The 17,058-nt window shown below is 48.1% G+C and carries 17 protein-coding genes and 2 pseudogenes; 13 read left to right on the forward strand and 6 right to left on the reverse strand.

The annotated features are described in order from the left end of the window. From DXA87_RS09045 to DXA87_RS09070, 5 genes and pseudogenes are all read right to left on the reverse strand, one after another. A partial coding sequence (locus tag DXA87_RS09045) for a recombinase family protein (RefSeq protein WP_147326522.1) occupies positions 1–569 on the reverse strand: 569 nt, incomplete at its 3' end. Between the two features lie 94 nt (positions 570–663). Then, positions 664–855, reverse strand: a complete 192-nt coding sequence (locus DXA87_RS09050) for a hypothetical protein (RefSeq protein WP_002566025.1) — start codon at positions 853–855, stop codon at positions 664–666. Positions 856–925: 70 nt separating this feature from the next. Next, positions 926–1,867, reverse strand: coding sequence for a MobV family relaxase (gene mobV / locus DXA87_RS09055; RefSeq protein ID WP_117503995.1), 942 nt, complete (start codon positions 1,865–1,867; stop codon positions 926–928). Between the two features lie 185 nt (positions 1,868–2,052). Continuing rightward, positions 2,053–2,448, reverse strand: a pseudogene (locus DXA87_RS09065) (replication initiator protein A). A 111-nt stretch (positions 2,449–2,559) separates the two neighbouring features. Continuing rightward, a complete protein-coding gene (locus tag DXA87_RS09070; protein WP_117504003.1) occupies positions 2,560–2,973 on the reverse strand; it encodes a cysteine-rich VLP domain-containing protein in 414 nt (137 codons plus the stop codon). A 289-nt stretch (positions 2,974–3,262) separates the two neighbouring features. On the opposite strand from DXA87_RS09070, the gene DXA87_RS09075 reads away from it, so the two are divergent. From DXA87_RS09075 to DXA87_RS09120, 11 genes and pseudogenes are all read left to right on the forward strand, one after another. Beyond that, positions 3,263–3,574, forward strand: a complete 312-nt coding sequence (locus DXA87_RS09075; RefSeq protein WP_242998028.1) for a hypothetical protein — start codon at positions 3,263–3,265, stop codon at positions 3,572–3,574. After that, complete coding sequence (locus tag DXA87_RS09080; protein ID WP_343221153.1) at positions 3,546–4,190, forward strand: SMI1/KNR4 family protein; 645 nt, start codon at positions 3,546–3,548, stop codon at positions 4,188–4,190. Before DXA87_RS09075 ends, DXA87_RS09080 begins: the two co-directional genes overlap by 29 nt. Positions 4,191–4,224: 34 nt before the next feature. Next, positions 4,225–4,584: a hypothetical protein gene (locus DXA87_RS09085; RefSeq protein WP_117504005.1), complete on the forward strand. Its 360-nt coding sequence runs from the start codon at positions 4,225–4,227 to the stop codon at positions 4,582–4,584. A 36-nt stretch (positions 4,585–4,620) separates the two neighbouring features. Then, a pseudogene (locus tag DXA87_RS09090) lies at positions 4,621–5,420 on the forward strand (helix-turn-helix transcriptional regulator). Next, positions 5,351–5,494 (forward strand): hypothetical protein, encoded by a 144-nt coding sequence (locus DXA87_RS18145; protein ID WP_199537920.1) that lies wholly within the window; start codon positions 5,351–5,353, stop codon positions 5,492–5,494. The pseudogene DXA87_RS09090 and the gene DXA87_RS18145 overlap by 70 nt, the downstream one beginning before the upstream one ends. Then, a complete protein-coding gene (locus DXA87_RS09095; RefSeq protein WP_117504006.1) occupies positions 5,457–5,864 on the forward strand; it encodes a hypothetical protein in 408 nt (135 codons plus the stop codon). Before DXA87_RS18145 ends, DXA87_RS09095 begins: the two co-directional genes overlap by 38 nt. A 610-nt stretch (positions 5,865–6,474) precedes the next feature. Further along, the gene (locus tag DXA87_RS09100) at positions 6,475–6,825 is read left to right on the forward strand and encodes a hypothetical protein (protein WP_147326523.1); all 351 of its coding nucleotides are present in this window, start codon (positions 6,475–6,477) and stop codon (positions 6,823–6,825) included. Between the two features lie 318 nt (positions 6,826–7,143). Then, a complete protein-coding gene (locus DXA87_RS09105) occupies positions 7,144–8,178 on the forward strand; it encodes an ABC transporter substrate-binding protein (protein ID WP_117504010.1) in 1,035 nt (344 codons plus the stop codon). Further along, positions 8,175–9,902 carry a sensor histidine kinase gene (locus DXA87_RS09110; RefSeq protein WP_117504012.1) on the forward strand — a complete coding sequence of 576 codons (1,728 nt, stop codon included), beginning with the start codon at positions 8,175–8,177 and terminating at the stop codon, positions 9,900–9,902. Before DXA87_RS09105 ends, DXA87_RS09110 begins: the two co-directional genes overlap by 4 nt. A 40-nt stretch (positions 9,903–9,942) precedes the next feature. Then, positions 9,943–10,791, forward strand: coding sequence for a response regulator (locus tag DXA87_RS09115; protein ID WP_117504014.1), 849 nt, complete (start codon positions 9,943–9,945; stop codon positions 10,789–10,791). A gap of 82 nt (positions 10,792–10,873) precedes the next feature. Then, positions 10,874–11,965 carry a M20/M25/M40 family metallo-hydrolase gene (locus DXA87_RS09120; RefSeq protein ID WP_117504016.1) on the forward strand — a complete coding sequence of 364 codons (1,092 nt, stop codon included), beginning with the start codon at positions 10,874–10,876 and terminating at the stop codon, positions 11,963–11,965. Between the two features lie 157 nt (positions 11,966–12,122). Here DXA87_RS09120 and DXA87_RS09125 read toward each other — a convergent pair whose 3' ends face one another. Beyond that, positions 12,123–12,998 (reverse strand): phosphoribosylaminoimidazolesuccinocarboxamide synthase, encoded by an 876-nt coding sequence (locus DXA87_RS09125; protein WP_117469423.1) that lies wholly within the window; start codon positions 12,996–12,998, stop codon positions 12,123–12,125. A gap of 581 nt (positions 12,999–13,579) precedes the next feature. Between DXA87_RS09125 and DXA87_RS09130 the strand changes: the two genes are divergently transcribed. Further along, positions 13,580–15,001: a hypothetical protein gene (locus DXA87_RS09130; RefSeq protein ID WP_015554216.1), complete on the forward strand. Its 1,422-nt coding sequence runs from the start codon at positions 13,580–13,582 to the stop codon at positions 14,999–15,001. A 238-nt stretch (positions 15,002–15,239) separates the two neighbouring features. Continuing rightward, complete coding sequence (locus DXA87_RS09135) at positions 15,240–17,057, forward strand: iron ABC transporter permease (protein WP_117469425.1); 1,818 nt, start codon at positions 15,240–15,242, stop codon at positions 17,055–17,057. Position 17,058 lies beyond the last annotated feature (1 nt).

Consider the following 17,058-nt stretch of genomic DNA (forward strand, 5'->3'; position numbering starts at 1 on the left):
TACATCTCAAACATCAGCCGGATATTTGCCGCTTCGTCTGGATTTACCACCAGCTTTTTTGTATTGATACCGTCCATCTTAATCGGCTCTGTATGAAAGCCGTAAGGGGCTTTCCCACCCATCTTGAAGCCTCGCTGGCTGCGGGAATAGTAAGCGTCCGTTACCCGCTTCTGTATGGTTTCCCTCTCAAGCTGGGCGAACACGATACAGATATTCAGCATCGCCCGCCCCATCGGGGTGGAGGTATCAAACTTTTCCGTAGAGGACACAAACTCTACATTGTACTGTTGGAACAGCTCCATCATATTGGCAAAGTCCAGAATGGAACGGCTGATACGGTCGAGCTTGTAAACCACGACCTTTGCAATCAAGCCCCGCTTGATGTCCCGCACCAGTTCTTGAAACTTCGGACGGTCTGTGTTCTTGCCGCTGTACCCTTTGTCTGTGTATTCCTTGCAGTTACCGCCTTTCAACTCGTATTTGCAAAATTCAATCTGGCTTTCAATGGAAATGCTGTCCTTTTTGTCCACCGATTGTCTTGCATAGATTGCGTCTATTCGATTATTCATATTGTCGCTCCTTTTCTTAAAAAAGAAACGGAGCTGCTGACAGTTTTATTATACCGCCAGCAGCCCCGCAAATCAATGATGGCTTCGGAAAACCTTATGCCCCGGCTTCCTCACTCTGCCGTTTGTCGGCATACTTGCGGAACACCTCATAAAGCTGCTGTTCCAGCTCCCGGCGTTTTGCCGCTTCCTGCTCCGGCGTGAACACCGGAGAGAGATTTTCCAGCGTGATTTCCTTTCCCTGAAAAGTCACGACTTCGGTTTCTTTCTTGTATCTGATATGCTCCATAGTACCTCCGTATTTAATTTTCAAAGTGCAGTGCCGCCATGCTGCGGCGTGAAATGTTTTCTGTCATCAATCACCGTTCCCTTGTGTGCCGCTGCTGCCGTTTCAGTTCTGCCAGCACCTCCGGCGGGATACGGTCTACCAGCCGCTGAATGTCTTTCAGCTCGCTTTCCAGCTTTGCCCGTTCCATCGTATCTTTCATCTTGCCTTTTTCGCTGGCTTTGGCTTTGGCTTCCAACTGTTCATTTTCTGCCAAAAGGTCGCTTATCGTGACCTTGTATTTTTTGAGCTGACCGGAGAAGTTCTCCATCTGCGGAAACCACTTTTTCAGCAGGGAGAGGGCTTCCTCTTTCTTCTTTCCGGCGTTGAACGGGGTAATATCGCCCAGCGTGGCTTCAATGGCTCTTGCCTGTTTGGAGAGATTGACCGCCTGCTTGAACAGACGGGTGGGGATATGCTTCCTGCCTGTCTTGCTGGCACTTTCTCCACGCTCCAAGTCGGGATATTTCTCCACCATATAGGCGTGAAAATCGTCCTGCCATTTTGTGAGGTTGGCTCTGTTCCCAATAATCTCCTTTGCACACAGGCGGTTGTCCTCTGTCAGCGGGACAAAGACCAAATACAGGTGGGGCGTTTTCTCGTCCATGTGTACCACCGCCGACACGATGTTTTCTTTCCCTACCCGCCCAATTAAGAAATCAGCCGCCCTCTGGAAAAATTCCTGTATCTCCTTTGGGGACTTCTTCTTAAAAAATTCCGGACTGGCGGTAATCAGCGTATCCACAAACCGGGTGCTGTCCCTGCGTGTCCGGCAGCCTGCCTGTTCAATGCGGCTTTGAATGAAGTGGTAATACCGTCCCTCCGGCTTGACGATATGGAAGTTGTACTTGCTCCGGCTGGTGTCAATGTCGGGATTGCTGGCATACTGTTCCTTTTGCCGTTCGTGATGGGCTTCCAGCGGTCTTGCCGGATTGCCCTTGTGCTTTTCAAATCGCAAAATAGCGTGTTGTGCCATGAAACTCCTTTCCCCATGCCCTTCCATTCCGTGACTTTTCCACAGGAAAATCCCGCAGAAAATATCTCAGATAGGATAGGAATGGATAAGATATAAATAAAATCGTTTTAATCTCTGTATTTCTATATACCGTCCGGTTTTCGTACTTCAAGAGGATTGATTATCGTACTTGTGGAGTGCGGTTTTCAGTCCGACCGCGTTCCATAACCGGATTTCTTGAAGTCGGTGTTTGGAACCGCTTCGTAGGATTTTGGGTAAATGCGGTTGGGTTTTCCACAGCCCTGCTTCTGAATCTCTACCAATCCGGCATATTGCAGCTCCCGCAGGGTGTTGACCGCCTTCTGCCGCCCGCAGTGGAGCAGCTCCACTACCTCGTTGATGGGATAGTAGAGGTAAATCCGCCCATATTCGTCCGCCCAGCCGTTTTTTCAGGATAGGTCTGTCCGGCGCAGGATAAAGGCGTACAGAACCTTTGCTTCGTTGGACAGTGGCGTGAATGTGTGGGCTTCAAAAAGGAAATTCGGAAGCCGGGTAAAGCTGACCGCCTTTCCCGGCTGATGGATATAAATGGTGTTTGTCATATCGTGTTTTGTGGACGGTTAGAAGCCCGTTTCCGGGGGCAGACGGTAGTTTCTATTGCCTGCCCCTGTTCTGTGCTTGCGAAGCCTTGTAAATCAAGGACTTTTCAGCCCCTAACTGTCCACACAAGACCTCCTTTTCCGTTCACTTTCTGTTTTCTGCCGCCTGTGAACTCTGGCGGCACAGTCGGGGCAGTATTTCGCCCGGTTGGACTTTGGGACGAACACTCTGCCGCAGACCGCACAGCGTTTTAGCTCCTTATCCCGGAAAATCTCCGCTTCCAGCGTTCCGACTTGCGGCAAAACCGACCAGCGGAACCACTTACAGCAGACCGAGAAAGAAATGGTCTGGGGGCAGGTGTGGGCGTCCCCGTCGTCAAGGGGCATACAGTTCCCGTCCTCATAGTTGCAGCACTCCCGGCGGATTAAGGCGTTTGCCTGTTTCCTCTGTGCCGGTGTCATACGGTAAAGGGAGCCGTCCGGCTTGCGCTCTATGGGCGGCAGTCGTTTATATGGGTTTTCTCTCATGTGTTCCCTCCATTTTTCCTCAGCCGTTCTCCCCGAAAGGATTTCCGGCGTTGGCACGCTCCCCGGACTTCGGGACATTTTGTCCCGAAGTGGCTCGTTGCGGTGCTTCCCCTGCCAGGGTATTCCTTTTCGGACGGTTATTCATTTTTCAAGGTGCAGCTCATCGATGAACTACCATAAGTCTACACCTAAAAGACCGCCCGCCCCGTATATCCATAAGGTCGGAAATCAGCTCGGAAAGCTCTCTATTTCCACGCTCTCGGAATTGTGATAGAATGGAAGAAAGCGAATGGAAAACGAGAATTTGAAAGGAGTGTTAAATATGAAATTCCCATTTTATGACGCACCAAATACAGCTACAATAACCTGTTGCCACATATTAGAGAATGGAGAACCTATTTTGTATGTATCACATGATGAAGATGATGGAATGTGGCAATTTCTATGTGGAAAAGCACATGAAACAGACGAAGCAAAGTTAGTATCCTTAAAATCAGTATTCGACTTAGATAATTCTGTTGGTATTCTAAAGGATATGCCTTGCGGTTACTATGCTGAAAGAAAAGCTCAAGATGATGAATGGAGTGTTAGAAAACGGTAACTATCAGCTCAGTCAATTCAAGTTTGGAGAATTGAGAAAATCGGCATTTTGGAAGATAAAAATGAGAAGGAAAATAATAAAAATGTTTAAAGGATTTGACTTTACGGATTTTTGGACTGAAGATGAGGTTCATGATTGGGATGACTATATGGAATCAACACCATCAGATGAGCTTATTGCTGAACTTGAGGAAGAATTAGGATATAAACTGCCCGAATCTTATATATGGTTAATGAAGCAACATAATGGCGGTGAACCAAGAAATACTGCATTTCCAACAAAGAAACCTACCAGCTGGGCTGATGATCATATTGCTATTCAGGGAATTTATGGTATCGGTAGAGAAAAAGATTGCACTATTTGTGGTAATCTTGGAACAAAATTCATGGAAGAAGAATGGGGGTATCCAGATATAGGTGTTGCTATTTGCGATTGCCCATCAGCTGGACATGAGATGATTTTCCTAGATTACAGAGAGTGTGGACCACAGGGCGAACCTAAGGTTTCGTATGTTGACCAAGAAATGGATTATCAAATTATTGTTCTGGCGGATAATTTTGAGGATTTTATCAAAGGGTTAATATCTGAAGATGGTTATTGGGATGATGAAGACTAATTAGCAAACATGAGTTTGCAGGAGGCTTATGATTATGAACAATATTGAAAAGTGGATAGACAGCATATTTGAAAATACAATTCCAAATGAAGTAGTCGGCATAGCATTCAATCTGTATGAAGATGAAACCAATCAGTGGTCTATCGAAATGATAGGAAGCGCCAGCTTCGATGTTGAAGATCCTGATTGGGCTTGTGATGAAGTATTTGACACAAGGGACAATACGCTATCATGGGTACAGGACACAACATGGGAAGATGTTTTGCAAGAAGCGATAGGAAAAATTCAAAAATATATTGAAGTTGGAAAATACGCCGAACAAATGAGGACTTACTCAGGTGTTGGTGTTGGTTTTGTGGATGGAGATATTACTATTGTTTATCAGAAGATTTAGCTATTCCCATTTACCGAGTAGGCAAGGAGGGAGCGCATGGAACTATCTATACAAGAGCGATTGAAAGACCTGCGCGTGGAGCGTGGACTGACGCTGGAGCAGCTTGAAGAACAGGTAAATCTCTCCAAGTCTGCGCTGGGCAGTTATGAAGCAAAGGACTTCAAGGACATCAGCCACTATGCCATTATCAAGCTGGCGAAGTTTTACGGCGTGACCGCCGATTATCTGCTGGGGCGTTCTCAAACAAAAAATCACCCAAACGCCGATCTTGCAGACCTGTGTTTGAGTGATGATATGATTGACCTGTTGAAAAGCGGGCTGGTGGATAATTCCCTCTTGTGTGAGCTGGCGGCGCACCCTGATTTTCCCCGGCTCATGGCTGACCTTGAACTCTATGTGAACGGAACGGCAGTCAAGCAGGTACAGAGCGCAAATGCCATTGTGGATATTATGAGCGCAGCCATTATGAAGCAGCACAATCCCGGCTTGACTGACCCGCAGCTAAGACAGCTTATCGCCGCTCATATTGATGATGACAGCTTTTGCCGCTATGTGATACAGCAGGACATAAACAAGATAGCCCTCGACCTGCGGGAAGCCCATAAGGACGATTTTTTCAGCGTTCCGGAGGACACCCGCTGGAAGATTTCTTGCAGACCGCCGAGGAAACTGCCAGTCCAGACAGCGACCCGGAGCAAGCGGCTTTGGTGTTTATCTGTAAGCGGCTCAAGCTGAATTTGAAAAAGCTGTCCGAGGAAGAAAAGAAGTGGCTGAAAAAGATTGCACAGAAATCGGACTTGCTGAAAAATCCAAACCCACAGCGGGGGAGAAAGTAATAAATATGAAATTACAGAACGGAGGAAATCAAAAACATGAATTTCTTTATGAAAAAGAACTCGCAGACAAATAGTAAGCTAACAAAGCCGGATATTGAAAAACTTTTACAAGAAGCATATCAAGCTAATCCTAAGTGTTACGAAAAGGAAGATGGTACACTTTTGATAGGGCTTGCGCTTACAGAAGATACCGATTCTCTTTTCCCCATCGTGCCGGAGGAGCAGTGGGCAATAGAGGGCAAGACAATTAGCGAATGGATTATTACAATGGTTAGCCTTACAAATCCACAAGGTGGAATTATCGGGCAAATGGAATACCACGAAGCCATAAAACGACTTGAACCATTTATTCTTATGAAAAAAGATAATTGGGCACTTATTAGAGCAATGACCCATGAAGAATTAGACAGTCTATTTGGAAATCTTCCTCGTAAATTATATTGATTACATACAGATTAGGAACGGATAGCAAAGCCAGCGTGTCAGTCAACGGTCAAGATGAACGGCGCATAAATGCGCCGCCGTTGACAGCCTCGCCCGCCTTTGCTAATGGGCAATCAAGGCGGGAAAGCCCTAAAATGGCTTTCCCGCCCATTCCGATTTTGAGAAGAAAGTCCGTCCGCTTTTTCGTGGGTGTGGCTATCCGACTGGGACACTTTGTCCCATAGTCCGGCATAGGACGAGGGACGGGGCTTTCATATACGCCCTGTCTGCTGATGAAACCAGTCCTGCACTTGCGGCGCCACGTCACGCAATCACAGCCCTGTTTTCCTGCCGTTTCAAATGCCCTTGCCCTCCCCGGTGGCAACCGCATTTTCGTAGCAACGCCGACAGAGCGTATAACACACTACACTTTGCAAGCAAAGTCGTGTGCCAAGGGGTAAGCCCCTTTGGAAACCCCAGACAACAAAACAGGCTGAATGTCTCGCACTTCCCCGGTGCTTGATATTCAGCCTTTATTTGTTGTCAGCAGCCCCCGTTTCGTGGTCTGCGTGTAGTTCCTTGTAAACTGACCTAAGAAGTATTTAAAAGAATTTGGAATTGGCATAACTTTTTGTATCGTTATACAGATGGTAAATTTGATGATTTTAGATATGTTGTTTTGGGATACTGTGAATCAAGCAGACCTGATGAGTTGAATATAACATCATACGATATGCAAATGCTTGATAAAATGATTGAAGTATATGAAGCAAATAACATATCAGAAAATGATAAAGGCTTTTTGGCAAGCAGAATGCATAAAATTTCAAATAAGTGCGACTGTCGATTTGAAAATAGAAAAACCAAACAAGAGCAATTAGATTTCATAAATAGTTTGTCTGAAAGTCAGCTGAAAGAAGTTGTCAAACAGATTGAAATGTATGATTTAGCAAGAGAATTATATAGCAAAGACTATAGATAAGTAAAAGGCTACCTCACCATCTAAGTGAAGTAGCCTTTCAAAAATTTCAATTTCACGAATTGCGTATAATCATTAAGTAAAACGAACTCCCCATTATGGAAAAATAAATAAAAATCGTGGAAAACGTATAAAAATGAGTTTATATACAGTAGGAACACTTTTCCGAAAAGGGAGTTTCTTTTTATAGAGCAACAGTGCTATTTTTTGTGGCTTTTGTATAAGAAATATGATAAAATGGGTGGAAAAGAGCGAATAGTAGAACTGATATGAAAGGGATAAATAAAATCTGAACGGAATCAAAAGGGGGATTTCGGGGGAGTGAAGGGAAAGAGAAACTTATGGGCGGTGTTCCTTGGAATTGCAGTTGCAGCGATGAGTGCGGCGGGCTGTGGCGCAGGGGAGAGCAGCGGACAGGGACCGGAGAAGGTGAGTGAGGAGAAGAGGCTTACGGTGTATACTTCCCACAAGCAGGAGGTCTATGCGCCGATCATAAAGGAGTTTGAGGAGCGGACCGGAATCTGGGTGGAAGTGGTTCCCGGGGGAACGACGGAGCTTCTGGAGCGGATCCGGGAAGAGGGGGAAAAGGGATCCTGTGACGTGATGTTCGGCGGAGGTGTGGAGAGCTATGAGGTCTTTAAGGACTGCTTCGTGTCATACGAGAGTACCCAGAGCGATCATATCGAGAGTATATACCGGACTGAGGATCATGTCTGGACTCCGTTTACGGAGCTTCCCATTGTTCTGATCTACAACAATAAGCTGGTGGACGCGGCTTCCGCCCCGCGGGGATTTGAGGATCTGTTTGACGGGAACTGGGACGGAAAGGTGTCCTTTGCGGATCCGGGAAGATCCGGCAGCAGCTGCACGATGTTGGAGACGATGATCCAGGTCCTGCCGATGCGTGAAAACGAGGTCCTGGAACAGTTTGCCAGAGTGCTCGGCCGCCGGATGGCGGCAGGATCTGGCGCCGTGCTCGATGAGGTGTCAGAGGGAACATATCTGGTTGGTCTGACTTTGGAGGAAACTGCGAAAAAGTATATCGACCGCGGCGCGGCGATCTCGATCGTCTATCCACGGGAGGGAACCAGCGCGGTGGCAGACGGATGCGCGGTGATCAGGGGGACAGAGCATGAAGAAAACGCGAAGCTTTTTGTGGATTTTATCGTGAGTCCTGATGTCCAGAGACTGGCTGTCGAGAAGCTTTACAGACGGACGGTCCGCGATGATATTACCCCGGATCAGAAGGAAGAGGGATCGATCATGGACTTCGATCTTGGATGGGCAGTAAAAAACCAGAAATCCATTTTGGAAAGATGGGCGGCGCTCATGGCAGGAAACGGAGGTGGATCATGAAGAACTTTATCCAGAGATCTTTCCGGCGTGAGCTTCTTGTGAGTTTTCTCGCTGTGTCTGTTCTTCCACTGATCGTGTGCTGTGTGTTTCTGATTCAGATGTTTAAGGTGAAGGTCGGAAGAGATTTTGAGAAAAAGGATATGGAGCTTGCCGGTGCGGTAGAGCAGCAGCTGATGACGCTGTTTGACGCTTACCATGACGCAGCGGAGGAACTGTGTACGGATCCGCTGGTCGCCGAGGCGCTGAAAAAAGAAAGCTTTGGAAAGAAGAATGAAGTGTATCGCAGTCTGTACGGGGCGACCGCTGCATGTCGTGAGATGGCGGGATTTCATCTCTACAATGCGGGCGGATCCTGCCTGTATTCTACAGGAAACCGTACCTACGGACAGACGCTGCCGGTATACTGGGGGATCCTGAGAGAGGCCCATGCCCATCCGAATGACCTGATCATCCGGAGTGATCTGGAGATTGGCGGTGATGAGGTCCTGCGGTTTGCCAGAGCGGTGACCGGAAATTCAGAGGAATGTTCCGGATATTTTGTGGCCACAATGACGGCGGAGCATTTCGCGAAGGCGCTCTCCGGTACATACAGCGGTCAGGACGGAATCTGTATCCTCAATGGATTTCTGGAGACTGTGTACAGCGTAGGCACGGCATCGGGGGAGACGGTCGGAGATGTTCTGAGAAACCGTTTTTTACAGGGGGAACCTCTGACGGAGATTTGGAACAACAACAGTATCTACGTCTCAAAGTTAGGGGATACAGGGCTTTACAGCGTTCTGATCCGTCCCCATGTTTTTACAAGTGATACCACGAGATCCATGTATACAGTTCTTCTTTTCATGGCCGCGGGAAGCTTTCTTTTAAGTGTTGGTGTCGCGATCGGGATCAGCTCCTTTCTTTCCAAGCCGATCCATGTACTTCATGATGCCATGGATGAGGTTCAGGAGGGAAATCTGGATACCCATGTGGACATGGAACGTCAGGACGAGTTTGGGGAGCTGGCGGAAAATTTTAATATCATGACAAAGAGGATCTCCTCCTACATGGAGGAGCGGGTTCGGCGCGAAAAGGAGCTGAACGAGACCCAGATCGCCATGATGCAGTCCCAGCTAAATCCGCATTTTCTCTACAATACCCTTGATACGATGAAGTGGGTGGCGAAGGCGAACCATATTCCGGAGATCGCGACGCTGGCGGCAAAGCTTGCGAAGATCTTAAGGACCAGTATTTCAAGCGCCCAGTTTATCACGCTGCAGGAAGAGATGACACTGGTGGAAAGTTATGCAAAGATCCAGAAGATCCGGTTTAACGGAAAGTTTGATTTCCGCTATGAGATCGCTCCTGAGACGGAGGAGATCCTGGTTCCAAAGCTCATCGTTCAGCCCATTGTGGAAAATGCGGTGATCCATGGGCTGGCGGATGCGGATGAGGGGCATATTTTTGTCAGGGCATATCTGGAAAGGAAGGAGCTTGTGATCGAGATTTCAGATGACGGATGCGGGATCAGCGATGAAGTGATCCGACGGCTCGGAAACCGGGACAAGGAACAGAAGAATGGCCATATCGGCTTTTACAATGTGGATACGATCATCCGGCTTCATTATGGAAAAGACTACGGTCTCAGGGCAGAGCGGCTGGCTGCAGGCGGAACAAAGGTAACGATAAGAATACCGGTGAATGGCTCCGGAGAGCCTGATCCAGGTGTGAAAAACAGATCCTGATGACCGATGGGGAATGGAAAAAGGGAAGGGGGGAGCTGTTATGATCAAGGTGATCGTTGTAGATGATGAGCGGTTCGTCCGGATGGGCATTGTCGGTGAGACGGACTGGGCCTCGCTGGGATGTGAGGTCGTCGGTGAGGCGGAAAACGGGTCAGACGCGCTGGAACTGGTCCATGAAAAGAATCCGGACCTGATGATCTGCGATATCCGGATGCCTAAGATGAACGGTCTTGAGATGTTAAAGAAGCTTCGGGAAGAGAAAAATCCGGTACAGGTGATCTTTCTGACCGCGTACAGCGAGTTTTCCTACGCCAGAGAGGCGTTGAAGCTTTATGCATTTGATTATCTGCTAAAGCCGTTCGAGGACGGGGAGCTGGAGAACGCGATCCTCAGGGCGAAAGAGCGGATCGAGACAGATCGGGGGAAGCAAAGAGATACCGGTCTGAGCAGATCTGTCCTGGATAAGGCACCGGTAAAGGAGCAATATCCGGGAGCTTTGGAAGGTGACGGACCAGAGATCAATGCCGCGGTGATCCGGCTCTGTCTGCCATTCGATGAGAATACCGCGGGCCTTACCGGATATGTCCGGGACGCGGTGCTTTATATGGCATCTCATTACGGGGAAAGTACGATCAATGTGGCGAAGATCGCAGGTGCGGTGGGGATCAGCGAAGGCCACCTGAGCCACTGTTTCAAGAAAGAGACAGGATATACGGTGATGGGGTGGCTCACACGGTACCGGATGAAAAAGGCAGTGGAATTGCTTTCGGACCACCGAAACAAGGTGTACGAAGTGGCAGAAAAAGTCGGATATAAAGATATTGCGTATTTTTCTAACACATTTAAAAAAATTGCGGGTGTTGCTCCATCGGAGATACAGGAAAAATAATCTGGATCCTGAAAAAACAAGCCGTTGGAGGCCATCAATGGAAAAAGGTAAGAATTAAAATGAAAATATAGGAGGAATCAGTATGAATGTAAAGATGTTTGGGGAGATCTGCGATGCGTTTGGACCGAGCGGATTTGAGGAGGATGTAATCCGCACGGTTGCGAAGTACTGCAAAGGTCTGGAGCTGGAAAATGACGCGATGAATAACCTTTATGCGCGTATGCCCGGTGAGGATCCGGAGAAACCGGTCGTGATGCTGGATGCCCATACAGATGAATGTGGATTTATGGTACAGAGCATCAGAGAAAACGGAAGCCTGGAGATCCTCATGCTCGGTGGAGTGATCCTCACGAACCTTCCGGCACACACAGTAATGATCCGGACCAGAAGCGGGAAACTTGTACGGGGAATTATTTCGTCCAAGCCGATCCATTTTATGACTGAGGCAGAGCGGGCCTCCCAGTCGCTGAGTATTGAGACGCTGAGCGTGGATGTCGGCGCAGTGAGCAGGAAAGAAGTGACAGAAGTATTCGGTATTTCCATTGGAGATCCGGCAGTCCCGGAAGTTTCATTTTCCTACGATGAGGAACGTGACCTCTGCTTTGGAAAAGCGTTTGATAACCGTGCAGGCTGTGCATGCATTATCGACACCATGACCCGTCTGTGCGGGGAGAAGGATCAGCTGGCGGTACGGGTGACCGGAGCGTTTGCGGCTCAGGAGGAAGTTGGAACAAGAGGTGCCACAGTCACATCCCAGATTGTCCGTCCGGACCTGGCGATTGTCTTTGAGGGCTCCCCGTCGGATGATTTCTATTTCAGTGCAGCCCAGACTCAGGGGCATATGCGGGGCGGTGTCCAGATCCGCAGGATGGACAAGAGCTATATTTCAAATCCGGTGTTTATCGAGTATGCGGAGGAGCTTGCGAAGAAATTCGGAATCCCATTTCAGGAGACGGTCCGCCGCGGCGGAAGTACGAACGCGGGAAAGATCAGCCTGACAGCAAAGGCGGTTCCGGTCCTGGTTCTCGGCGTCCCGAGCCGGTATGTTCATACCCATTATAATTTCTGCGCGAAGTCCGACCTTGAAGCGGCAGCAGATCTTGCTGTGGAAGTGATCCGGGGACTTGACGCGGAAAAGATCCGCCATATCTGCAGACAGGATATTTTAAAATAAGAAGATCACAGGGACCCGAAAACGGCAGTGTCCCTCAGGCAGGTGAAGAAAGAACAACAGAAAAAAGCGTCCGGATCCATAGGAATGGATTCCGGACGCTTTTTCCGTAAAAATGAGGAACTAAATGGAAAAACTCAGAGGCGGAGGTTTGTGGGGGTTATGCCTCTAATTTTTTCCCGGTGATCATCTCATATGCTTCCAGATATTTCGCGATGGTCTTATCGACGATCTCCTGCGGAAGTGTCCAGTCGTTGCCCGGATGGGAAGTGAGCCAGTCGCGGGCGAACTGTTTGTCGAAGGACGGCTGACCGTGGCCCGGCTCATAACCTTTTGCCGGCCAGAAGCGGGAGCTGTCCGGTGTGAGCATCTCGTCGCCGATCACGAGATTGCCCTCGTCATCGAGACCGAATTCGAATTTTGTATCAGCAATGATGATGCCTCTGGTAAGTGCATATTCTGCACATTTCTTATATAAAGCGATCGTTGTGTCGCGAAGGAGCTCTGCATATTCACGGCCCTTTCCCGGGAAATATTTCTCGAGATGATCAATGCTCTGCTCGAAGGAGATATTCTCGTCGTGGTCACCGATCTCAGCTTTTGTGGACGGGGTGTAGATCGGCTCCGGGAGCTTGTCGGATTCCTTTAAACCTTCCGGAAGACGGATTCCGCAGACGGTACCGTTTTCCTTGTAGCTTGCCCAGCCGCTTCCCGTGATATAACCGCGGACGATGCACTCGATCGGGAGCATATGTAATTTGCGGCACATCATGGTTTTGCCCTCAAATTTTTTCTGCTGGAAGAACTCCGGCATATCCTTTGTGTCGACGGAGATCATATGGTTCGGAACAATATCTTTTGTCAGGTCAAACCAGAATTTGGACATCTGGGTCAGAACAGCACCTTTGGAGGTAACCTCATTGTGAAGGATCACGTCGAAACAGCTGATACGGTCGGTAGCAACCATGATAAGGCTGTCACCATTGTCGTAGATCTCACGTACTTTTCCTTCTTTGATCGGTTTTAATTCCTGCATGTCTACACCTCTTCATTATATTTTCTTATGCAGCGTTTGTCGTATCATAAAAACGCTGAGCGAACTTACAGTAAAGTTACCATTAAATGGCGGTTTCTGTCAATGTTCAATTTGCACAATATTTACATAAGAAAAAATAAATGTTTTGGAAATAGGATCGCATAAAGAATTTTACAGGCTTTTGATAAAATATATAAAAGTTGTGCTAATATTTATAAATAAGCTATACCAATAAGTACGCGACCAGTTATAAGAAAGACATGGACGACTTTGAACTCCGGTGTCCGGAACTGACGGGATCCTGCAGATCAGCATGATGGGGAAAAATGTGTGCGGACGAATGATGCTCAAATAAATATACAGCAAAATGCCTGTGCTTCCAATTCTGCCATAGAAAAACATATGTCGAAACTGCACAAAAATATCAGAAATATGGAACAAAATTATACAGATTCACAGGATTCCACAAACTATCGCAGTTTTGTCCACTGTTAAAAATTTCTGCGCGCCGGTATAATAAAAGTATAAAATGAGTCGTGAGAGAAACAAGATGACCCAGTAAATGAAGGAGGAAAAGTTTTATGAGAAAACGTACTTTGTCATTGGCACTTGCAGTTTCCATGGCAGCGATGTCCCTCGCGGGATGTGGCGGTGGCGGAACGACAGCTACGACAGCAGCAGCCGGCGGTGAGACCACAGCGGCGGCAAGCGAGGCGGCAACAGAAGCTGCGTCCACAGACGATTCCAATCTTTCTGATGTAGAAAAGATCATCAAGGAAGCAGAAGGAATGTCCATGGAAGAATTAGCGAAGAAAGCTATCGAAGAGTCCAACGGAAAGACCTTCTATGGTGTTGGTAACTCCAGCCGCGGAAAGAGCGCGCTGCCGTTATTCATCGAATACCTGCAGTCCATCGATCCGTCCTACAAAATGGAATATGAGTGGCAGCAGCCGAAGAACAACAAGATCTTTGAGCAGCTGACCGCAGACTCCTTAAAGACAGAAGGAACCTTCGCGATGACCCTGATCCAGGATGGCAACCAGATCGAGTCAAAGATGGTTCAGCCGGGAATCTTAAAGACCTACATCCCGAAAGAGTGGGCAGAGGCAAACGGAACAACACCGGACGCATATAAAGGATTCCTTCCATTACAGACATTAAACAAAGTATTTATGTATAACAGCACAGGAAGCGCTGAATATAAGAACTGCTGGGATTTCGTGGCAGAGGGCGTTCACCCGTTATATATGGATATCGATTCCGAGATCGTCGGCAAAAACTTCTTATATATGCTGACAGAAGATAAGTATGCCGGATGGTTAAAAGATGCTTACGATGCTCTCGATGACACAAAGAAGGCATACTTCAAACCGGTTATCGACGAGATGGCAACAGATGCTGAGGATCTTGGACTTGGTGAGAACGGCGCATATGCCCTCGCATGGATCAAGCTCTGGGTTGAGAACTACAATGAGCAGACAGACGATGGCCCGATCTGCAACACACTTGTAACGGATTCCGCAACAGACCAGGCCGGATTATTAGTTTATTCCAAACTTCGTTCCGTAGAAGAGTCCGCAGGCGTTTCCTTAAATAACATTAAGGTTGCCGCTTATCAGGATGGCTACAAAGGCATCGGTGGTTACGGTTACTGCCATTATCTCTTCGTTACAAACAACAGCCCGCTTCCGTGGACCGCATGCGCATTCATCCAGTACATGACATGTACAGAGGACGGCTTCTCCGCATGGGGCAAAGATATGGGCGGCTACTCCGCTAACCCGGAAGTTGCAGCAGCGATCGAGGAAACTTACCAGCACAGCAAGGGCGGCTACAACGAGGCCGGCGAAGACCAGTTCCCGTGCAAGGACGACCGTGGATATGACTGGTGGACAACAGACGGCGAATTAGTTCTGGAAGATCCGGACTACTGTGCATCTGTTTCCTTTACAGTCGGCAGCTGGATCGAGCTTCTCACGAAGTACAGCGACTCTGCAAAGTAAATGAACCTGTAACCGTTCAGTGCCTTCACAGTTACATGCAAAAATCCATTCCAAATTGACTTCGTCAATGGGATTTTTGCCTACTGCGCGACGCGTTCTTACGGTCCGCGCAGTGAATGCGCAGACCTATTGAACAGTTGCATGAAACAAGATAGTTCGAGGGTGCCGTACATGTGTGCGGCGCCCTCATGTTACATATGGCATCTGCCGTGAGAGAAAAACGGCATCCATGTTTTAAATGAAAGGAGCGGACAATTCTGTGAACAGATACAATCGTGTAAAAACATATTTTTCAAAACCGCAGAACATCATCCTTCTCCTGTTCGGCATCGTACTGACGTTCTCCACTGTTGCGCCGATCATCGCCATCGTAAAAGATACGATCACGATCCATCCGGGAACCATTGACGCCCATCTCGCCGGAAAGGCGTCCGGTTACACGCTGATCAACTATGTGGACCTCTTTACAAGCCGTCTGGCGAAGACAAACCTCTGGAAGCCGTTGTGGAATACGATCCTCTTAGCAGTCTTTACCTGTACGATCTCTATCCTCTACGGCGGAACCTTTGCGTTTCTGGTAACAAGAACGAACCTGAAATTCAAAAAGTATTTAAGCTCCATCTTTATTTTCCCGTACATCATGCCGCAGTGGACGTTAGCGGTTGTATGGCAGAACGTATTTAACAGCAACGCAGTCGTTGGTACATCCAACGGACTCCTTGCATCCCTTACCGGCATCTGCATGCCGAAATGGTGGTGTCTGGGATTATTCCCGAGCTCTGTGGTTCTGGGACTTCACTACGCGCCATTCGCTTACATCCTGATCGGCGGAATTTTCCGGAATATGGACGCAAATCTGGAAGAAGCGGCAACGATCCTCGATACACCGAAATGGAAGACGATGTTTCGCATTACGCTTCCGATGGTAAAACCGGCGATCCTCTCGACGATCCTTCTCGTATTCGGAAGCGCCATGGGAAGCTACCCGGTACCGCATTATCTTGGACTTACCACCCTTTCCACGAAGTACATTTCCTTAAACTCCAAGTACACCGGTGAGGCGAGTATTTTAGCCATCATCATGATGATCTTCGGTGTGGCGATCCTCACGATGAATCAGGTGAGCTTAAAGAGCCGGAAGAACTATACGACCGTCACCGGCAAATCCGGTCAGTTATCGAAGATGAACCTTGGAAAAGTCGGAAAATACGCGATTGCAGTTGTGATGATCATTCTGACCTTCTTCACAAGTATCTTCCCGATCTTTTCCTTCGCCCTTGAGACGTTCCTCCCGAACCCGGGCGACTACAGCTTCCTCTACACGAAAGACTTAAGCAACCTGACCACGAAATGGTGGATCACGAAAGAGAATATCACCGAGAACGGTATGTACGGACAGCACGGTATCCTCTATAACAGTACGATCTGGCATGCGTTCGCCGGTACACTTTTAGTTGCTGTCTGCTGTGCGCTGATCGCAGGTACCATCGGTACCCTGATCGGATACGCGGTCGCGAAGAACCGCAGAAGCCGTTGGGCAAGCTATGTAAACGGCGTGGCCTTCCTTCCGTATCTGATGCCCTCCATCGCTGTCGGTGCTGCATTCTTCATCCTGTTCTCCAACGAGAAGATCAACCTCTTCAATACATATACGCTGCTGATCATCGCAGGTACGATCAAGTACATTCCGTTTGCGAGCCGGAGTGCGTTAAACTCCATGCTGCAGATCAGCAATGAGATCGAGGAAGCGGCGATCATACAGGACATTCCATGGACGAAGAGAATGTTCCGGATCATTATTCCGATCCAGAAATCCGCGATCATCAGTGGATACATGCTTCCGTTTATGACATGTCTCCGTGAACTGTCACTGTTCCTGCTCTTATGTACGCAGGGCTTCATCCTCTCGACGACGCTGGACTATTTCGATGAAATGGGTCTGTACGCGTTCTCGAGCGCGATCAACCTGATCCTGATCGTTACGATCCTGATCTTCAATACGTTAGTCAATAAGCTGACAGGTGCAAGCCTTGACGATGGAATAGGAGGAAATTAAT

It is taken from the genome of Desulfotomaculum sp. OF05-3, from assembly GCF_003435535.1.
Taxonomy (GTDB): Bacteria; Bacillota; Clostridia; order Lachnospirales; family Lachnospiraceae; genus Pilosibacter; species Pilosibacter fragilis.

Bases quoted from the DNA above. Each gene is read 5' to 3' on its own strand.
- DXA87_RS09085 (WP_117504005.1), top strand. From the start codon at position 4,225: ATGAACAATATTGAAAAGTGGATAGACAGCATATTTGAAAATACAATT.
- DXA87_RS09070 (WP_117504003.1), bottom strand. From the start codon at position 2,973: ATGAGAGAAAACCCATATAAACGACTGCCGCCCATAGAGCGCAAGCCG.
- DXA87_RS09050 (WP_002566025.1), bottom strand. From the start codon at position 855: ATGGAGCATATCAGATACAAGAAAGAAACCGAAGTCGTGACTTTTCAG.
- DXA87_RS09110 (WP_117504012.1), top strand. From the start codon at position 8,175: ATGAAGAACTTTATCCAGAGATCTTTCCGGCGTGAGCTTCTTGTGAGT.
- DXA87_RS09130 (WP_015554216.1), top strand. From the start codon at position 13,580: ATGAGAAAACGTACTTTGTCATTGGCACTTGCAGTTTCCATGGCAGCG.
- DXA87_RS09115 (WP_117504014.1), top strand. From the start codon at position 9,943: ATGATCAAGGTGATCGTTGTAGATGATGAGCGGTTCGTCCGGATGGGC.
- DXA87_RS09095 (WP_117504006.1), top strand. From the start codon at position 5,457: ATGAATTTCTTTATGAAAAAGAACTCGCAGACAAATAGTAAGCTAACA.
- DXA87_RS09135 (WP_117469425.1), top strand. From the start codon at position 15,240: ATGAAAGGAGCGGACAATTCTGTGAACAGATACAATCGTGTAAAAACA.
- DXA87_RS09125 (WP_117469423.1), bottom strand. From the start codon at position 12,998: ATGCAGGAATTAAAACCGATCAAAGAAGGAAAAGTACGTGAGATCTAC.
- DXA87_RS09080 (WP_343221153.1), top strand. From the start codon at position 3,546: ATGATGAATGGAGTGTTAGAAAACGGTAACTATCAGCTCAGTCAATTC.
- DXA87_RS09075 (WP_242998028.1), top strand. From the start codon at position 3,263: ATGGAAAACGAGAATTTGAAAGGAGTGTTAAATATGAAATTCCCATTT.
- DXA87_RS09120 (WP_117504016.1), top strand. From the start codon at position 10,874: ATGAATGTAAAGATGTTTGGGGAGATCTGCGATGCGTTTGGACCGAGC.
- mobV (WP_117503995.1), bottom strand. From the start codon at position 1,867: ATGGCACAACACGCTATTTTGCGATTTGAAAAGCACAAGGGCAATCCG.